Source organism: Psychroserpens mesophilus (genome assembly GCF_050617655.1).
Classification (GTDB): Bacteria; Bacteroidota; Bacteroidia; order Flavobacteriales; family Flavobacteriaceae; genus Psychroserpens; species Psychroserpens mesophilus_A.
On record NZ_JBODQC010000510.1, the window covers coordinates 1 to 236 of the forward strand.

The following is a 236-nucleotide window of genomic DNA, read 5'->3' on the forward strand; positions in this document are numbered from 1 at the left end:
CAAGCGTTGCGTGCTGGGCGCGATGAACCTGACGGTGCAGTGGTACAAGCCCGACGGCCGGTTGCGGCCGGCGGCGTTCATCGATGAGATGCTGCGGGCCAGCCTGGCGGCGTTGCCGGAGGGGGCGGGGCGCTGGCCGGTGGCATGAAGCGCCCGGCGGATCAGGCGCTGCCCGGCCAGTAGTGGCTGTCCGGCAGCGCGCGCGCGCCGAAGATCGCCTGGCCGACGCGCACCAG

General features: G+C 73.7%; 1 protein-coding gene. It reads left to right on the forward strand.

The genetic code is table 11. The annotated features are described in order from the left end of the window. Nucleotides 1–10: 10 nt before the first annotated feature. Nucleotides 11–148, forward strand: a complete 138-nt coding sequence (locus tag ACRHNM_RS18195) for a hypothetical protein (protein ID WP_431138029.1) — start codon at nt 11–13, stop codon at nt 146–148. Nucleotides 149–236: the final 88 nt, after the last annotated feature.